Consider the following 6,502-nt stretch of genomic DNA (forward strand, 5'->3'; position numbering starts at 1 on the left):
AATCAGATCGGGCTGCTCAGCTAGAGAATGCTCAATCGCCGTTGAAGTCCGCATTGTCCCGCAGCGCGGTCATTGGACATAACTGCGGCGAACGACTGCTCTGAGCCCTATCCGAAGCGCACCTTTAATATCATCGCTCGATATGGACACAGACTGATCACCAATTTGGCAGCCATCACACATCATTATCAATATATTGTGGAGATTTGGAGACGGCTATCAATAAATAGATATCGCCTCTGCCAAGTTTTGAAAGAACAACACGCCCAGAAAAGATGCGAAGTCGCGATCACCAGACAATCATAGGAACGCGGTTCGACAAGAGACAAGCCAATGACGGACACGGGAACCAAGTCTTCCATTGAAGGATTTCTACAAATCACCTGACAGTTGATGAAGCTGGCTAGCTCTTGTTCCTGGCTTCAAAACGTTCCCAAACGTGCATCCGACCCTTCTGTCGAGCATCGGCCAGGAAGAGCTTCTTACGTGCATCATTTGTTTCCAAATGGCGATATGCTCCGTCAGAGAATTTCGACCAATCCAGGGCTAGACCTTTTCGCACCATCTCTTCTGACAAGTCTCTCCCATCAGGAAGGTAGCAACGTGCAACCGTCCGGCCATATTCATCCACATCGGTAATCTCCGCACTTACCTCTTGCCCTTTGCAGAGTTCATGAAGTGCCCATTTAGCCTTCTTCCCGTATGGATGGTTAAGCTCAGGAGCATCAACACCGAATAGACGGATTTGCGTGTTCTTAATCTTTATTGTGTCGCCATCGACCACCCATGCTGCGCCCTTCAGCAAGCGCTCTTTAGGAAGATGTCGGGCACTTTTTTCGTTAAATGCCGGAGGTGTACGCTGATGGCTTTGTCCCGACTTGCTCGCACTTCGGTGAGCAGGTCGAGTTCGCTTTTGTGCCGTCTGTTTTGATATCTTCTGCGTATTTGGCCGGGCGCTGCGGCCTTGTGACCTACCGGTGTTTGCAAAGGCAAACAAAGCGCCGACTAGGATCACCAAAACCACCAAAAATTCCAAAACAACTAACTCCATGAATTCAATAGGCTAGCGGCACAATAGCCGAAAATTCCAAGCGATCCACAGGGCAAAGTTGCGGATACCTTGCACATAATCTTCCGGCAGAGCCCCCAAAACCGGACGCCACATGCAAGCTTGAACCTAAACGAACGCTCAAGACGTATAGAACGCCGCAAAGGACCGGAAGCAGACAACAAGCAGCACGTTGCCAGAAGACCACAGTACTGAAGTCATGGCGTTAAGGGTATTGCCATGATTCGGTTACATTTTTTTAAAGGGAGCTGTTTCGAAGCAGCAAAGATGAGTTTAGAATATGGATTTTCATAGGGTGTGCTTAAACCCAGTAACCCGCACAGCACTTGGCGCTCTTGTTTTCTCCTCTTTGCTTGCTCCTTCGGATGGTTACGCGCTGACCCTTTCGAACGTTTTTCTAGGCAGCGATGGAACATGCTCAGCCGCTGATCCCAAAACACAGTTTCGGTACCAACTGAGTTGGGTTGCATCGGACTTCCCTACCGATGACGGAGGAGGAACGGACCGCGTAGGCGTATATCTTGTTGATGGCGGCGGAACTATCGTTGGCGCTTTTGCCAACCAGGTAGTTGTTGGTTCAGAGCAGAGCGGTTTAAGCTCAGGGGTTTTTGTAGACATCGCGCCTACATCGGCAGGTGACTTCACAATTTATTGGATTGATGAGTTTGATGCGACACTCGATCAGAGCGTGGGGGCGACGTTTGTGGCCACCAATGTTCTCGACAGTGTTGCCTTTGACGCAATAGCTCTTGACCCAGACTGCACCGTTGGGCCGCCCCCTGACACGACGCCTCCAGAGATCGCCTCGATTGAAAGACTTACTTCTACCGGCGATACGACATTCAACACGCAAAACGTCAACGCCGACACGCTTCAGTGGAGAGTTACATTCAATGAAGATATGGGCACCATTGGCGCGAACGCGTTTGGAGCCTCTAACACAACAGCGACGGTGACATTTACCCAAGAAAGCGCAACCACTTACATAGTGACTGCATCCGGAGGTGATCTCGCTGATCTGGATGCTGTGGTGCAACTTACGTTTGTGACAAACCTGATTGAAGATGCTTCTGGAAATGCTTTGGTAACAACGACCTCATCTGGGGCCGATGAGAGAGTCTACTTCGTCGACAATACCTCCCCCACTGTGCAATTTTCCTCTAGTGCCAGCGAGCCCGTAAGCGGTCCATTTACGGTCGTGGCAACTTTTTCAGAAGTTATGAATAATCCAAGTGTGAACTACTCTGTAACGGGCGGTACACTTAACGGTTACAATATTGGGGGTCCTGTATCGAACATTTTCGTTATACCGACCGTCGAAGGGATCGTGAGTGTAGCGATCGCTGGAACGCCGACCGATGCGGCGGGTAACCCGCTATTACCATCAACACCGTTCGAAATCAGATATGAAGAGCCTGATACACAACCACCTGTGCTGACCTCTGTCGGATTGGAATCTCCGAATTTTTTTGGCACGACCAATTCTGACACCTTGACCTTCCAGGTCACTTGGAACGAACCGGTTGAAAACGTTTCTGTAGATGACTTTCAGCTCGTTGGCGTACCTGCGACCGTCAGCAGCATAACTGGTTTTGGCCAATTTCGAGTTGTGACCTTTAGCGGCCCAAACCTAGTAAATTTCAACGGCGACGTATCTTTCGGATTCACACCTGGCCAAGACATCGCTGATGCATCAGGGAATGTGTTCGTCCCAGCCACTCCGACCGGAGTTGATCAGAGTAACGTCACATTGGACAACATCCAGCCGACAGTTGTTTCAATCGAAGCAGCAAGTTCCTCGCCGACCAATTCGGATAGCGGTCAATTCATCGTTCGCTTCTCTGAAGAAGTTTTGAACGTTACTGCAGATGATTTTGTCGTAACCGGGTCTACAGCGACAGTGTCGGCTTTGACGCAGTTTGGATCACGTGCTGCTTACAGGGTGACGGTCTCTGGCGGGAACCTCGCAACCTTGAATGGGAGCGTTGGACTTTCTTTCGCTGCTGTCACCGAAATCCGCGATGATGGACTTAATCTGCTCACCAACGTGACCCCTAGCGGAGTCAATGAGAGCATCGTTTTCGATAACGCTGGTCCTTCTGTTTTGTCGGTCACACGTCAATCACCAAGCGACGAGATTACAAGCGCAGATGAAGTCACGTTTCGTGTGACCTTCGACGAAGCACTAGGTTCTGTAAACTTCTCGTCAGGGGTTGGGGTAAGCGTTTCAGGAACTACCGCGACGACTAGCTTCACGCAGGTCAGTTCATCTGTCTTCGACATCCGCCTATCGGGTGGTGACTTGGCAACAACGAATGGAACCGTCGGAATTGGCGTTCTCTCAAATCCCGGCACCTTGGACGTCGCTGGAAACCCACTGGCGAACACAACGCCCGGTACCAACGAGACATACACTCTAGATAACCAGGGCGGAACCTATACGCTCCAATCTGATGGCTTCATTTCTGGAAACACCATATTCGAGTCTGTATTCTCACTCAGTGAGGATACAGATGGGGTTCCTTTCAACGCAGCAGCGGTCGATCTTGCGGGCGCCACGAATGTTTCGGGATATTCTGTAAATCTGACAAACGGAACTCTCACCTTAAGGATTACCCCATCAGGACCCGGTCCGTTCAGTCTTGCCATTGGGTCAGGCTTGTATGCCGATGCAGCGGGGAATCCGTTCCAGGCACTCGGGACAATATCTGGCAATCTTGATGGCATCGCTCCTGCGGTCGCCTCCGTTGAGCGGTTCTCTCCCGCTAACGAGAACACTGCGGACGACACCCTAGTATGGCGCGTTACGTTCAGCGAGAATGTTCAAAATGCCGATGCGACGGACTTCGTTCTCAGCGGAAGCACGGCCGGAGTTTCCGTCTCTCAACTGTCAGGTTCGCTCTACCAAATTACTGCCTCCGGCGGTGATTTGGCAAATTTCAACGGTGTTATCGCTGTCGCCTTCACTGGATCACAAGACATTCAAGACGTGGCGGGTAACGCGCTTGTAAATACGACACCCACAGGTGCAAACGAAAGCTACAACGTCGACAACGGTCTTCCGAGCGTCGTCATCAATGGCGCACCTACGCAGGTGAATACGGTTGATCCATTCATCGTAACCGTAGAATTCAGTGAGGAAGTGACTGGCTTTGAACAGGGCGATGTAACGGTTGCCAACGGCTCAGTCACGAATTTTCAAGGGAGCGGCGACACCTATTCGGTTGAAATTACTCCAGACGGGAATGGCGGCGTATCAATCGATATTGCCAACGATGTAGCGCAGGATTCGGCTGGTAACGGCAATACAGCCGCAACACAGGTTGTAGTAGCCGTCGATAGCGTTGCGCCTACTCTTGTTATTTCAGGCGTACCTGAGAGCTTCGCCATGGGCGACGTTTTCAACGTAACTTTCGACTTCGGCGAGGCTGTCACAGGGTTCGATGCTAGTGACGTGACGATTACCGGTGGCACAGGCGGTGCACTGACTGGCGGCCCCCAAACCTATGCTATGACCGTAACGCCGGATGGCACGGACAATCTCACGATCCTAGTGGCTGCAGGAGCAGCACAGGATGATTTTGGCAATCTGTCGAGCGAAGCCTCAGCGTCGTCAACGATCGACAGTGCGTCCGTTGCGGGTGAGATGATCGCAGAATTCATGCAGAACCGCGCCCGAAACCTTGTTCGGAATCAACCGAGGCTGACTGATTTTCTTACCGGTCGTCAGAGCGGCCAGTTCAACTTTGATGCAACCGGCGAGGCGGCCAAGCTGAACGCTCATTCGGGAAGCAAAGGCCCATTGTGGTTTGCTTTGCAGGGTTCGCGCACAGATTTTGAAGCCTCTCCTGGCGATAGCACGTACCTTTTGGCGACAATCGGGACGCATTCCCGCGTAAACGAGGGATTACTAGTCGGCGGTATGCTTCAGTTCGACTATGCCAATGATGATCTCGGCGGCGGTATTGGAACCGATGGCCATGGATGGCTCGCCGGACCCTACTTCATCGCACAACTGGGAACGCAACCGCTCTACTTCGAGGGACGCGCTCTCTATGGCCGCAGTAGTAACACCATCTCTCCGTTCGGCACATTTGCCGACGAATTCGATTCGGAACGTTGGTTAGCAATGTTGGCATTGGAAGGCAGCTATGAGGGCGAAACCGTGAGGTACTTCCCGAGATTACAGCTCAGCCATGTTAGCGACCAACAGGAAGCGTATGTGGACAGCCTTTCAAACTCTGTTGCAGAGCAGGAAATCCGGCTTATGGAAGTGGCTGCAGGAGTGGACTTTGAAAAACCACTTTTGCTCGGGAACGGAGACCATTTGCTGACTTGGGGCATTTCCGGAATTTATTCGCGCCTCAGCGGTGATGGTGCCGCATCCACATTCATTACGGAAACCGAAGGTAGTCGTGCCCGTGTTGACCTCGGTTACCTGTATGACAACAGAGATGGCATGACGGTATCGGCAGATATCTTTGTGGACGGTCTAGGTTCTGGAGACTTCATCTCTTACGGCGTGTCGCTTGGCATGTCGGTCGACTTCTAAAGTTCTGTTTCTGTCAACCGAACCTTCCAAAGGTAACACAAAAGGTGACACAATGGATTTTCGGTTGACGAAAAATAGCGAATTTACATAGGCTTAGAGCGTCTCACAAAGATCAACTTCACCTCTCCTGGGCACCATCCCCGAGTGCAACCCATTGGTATCCCTCAGTTTTCTTGTGGAAACTGCGCGGGTGTAGGACATGGCGTATGACAATTCGGTTCCCTTTTCGTTCAAGAAAAATGGCATCTACTATTTTGAGCGAAGGGTTCCAAGAGACCTCCAGGATCATTACTTAGCGAGCAAGATAGTCTATTCACTGAGGACACGCTCTTCAGCGTTGGCTACTTCAAGAGCAATGACGGCTTCGCATCAGCTCGACGAGTATTGGTAGCATCTACGAACCAAGGACAGTGAACTTCCCAGGAAACACTTGCTAAGACTGCAACAGCAGGCGTTAGGCGCACCGTCAGCCTTCCACGACGTCCCACGAAACGACAAGGCTTCCGTCCGCCTATCAGAAGCCGTAGCTATTTACTTGAGGCTCAAGGCGCCAAATAGGCCGTTGACGTTCAGTCAAGCTGCCGAAAGAGCGTGTGGGTATGTCATCGACATTTGCGGAGACAAAGACCTGCTGGCTTACTCCAAGGTAGATGCTACGCGGTTCAGAGACGCGCTCGTTGAGCGAAAACTGGCCGGTAGCAGCATTACGAGAATCCTCGGAACAGTCACATCAGTTATTAATTTCGCAGCAGGTGAAGTCGGAATTACACACACTAACCCGTTCACAGGCTTATATTACAATCGCCATTCAGGCGTAAGACAACGAGCTCCGATGTCCGTCGCAGAAATTAAGGCGGTTCAAGTGAGCAGCCCGATCTGAT

General features: G+C 51.3%; 3 protein-coding genes. 2 read left to right on the top strand and 1 reads right to left on the bottom strand.

The window, feature by feature from the left end; all coding sequences use genetic code 11:
• Positions 1-403: 403 nt before the first annotated feature.
• A complete protein-coding gene (locus TR61_RS19750; protein WP_082182049.1) occupies positions 404-1,051 on the bottom strand; it encodes a thermonuclease family protein in 648 nt (215 codons plus the stop codon).
• Between the two features lie 298 nt (positions 1,052-1,349).
• Between TR61_RS19750 and TR61_RS20060 the strand changes: the two genes are divergently transcribed.
• Both TR61_RS20060 and TR61_RS20605 read left to right on the top strand, forming a co-directional pair.
• On the top strand, positions 1,350-5,621 hold the full coding sequence (locus tag TR61_RS20060; protein ID WP_157440988.1) for an Ig-like domain-containing protein: 4,272 nt from the start codon (positions 1,350-1,352) through the stop codon (positions 5,619-5,621).
• 199 nt (positions 5,622-5,820) lie between these two features.
• Positions 5,821-6,012, top strand: coding sequence for a DUF6538 domain-containing protein (locus TR61_RS20605; RefSeq protein ID WP_425394230.1), 192 nt, complete (start codon positions 5,821-5,823; stop codon positions 6,010-6,012).
• Positions 6,013-6,502: the final 490 nt, after the last annotated feature.

Source organism: Aestuariivita boseongensis (assembly GCF_001262635.1).
Classification (GTDB): Bacteria; Pseudomonadota; Alphaproteobacteria; order Rhodobacterales; family Rhodobacteraceae; genus Aestuariivita; species Aestuariivita boseongensis.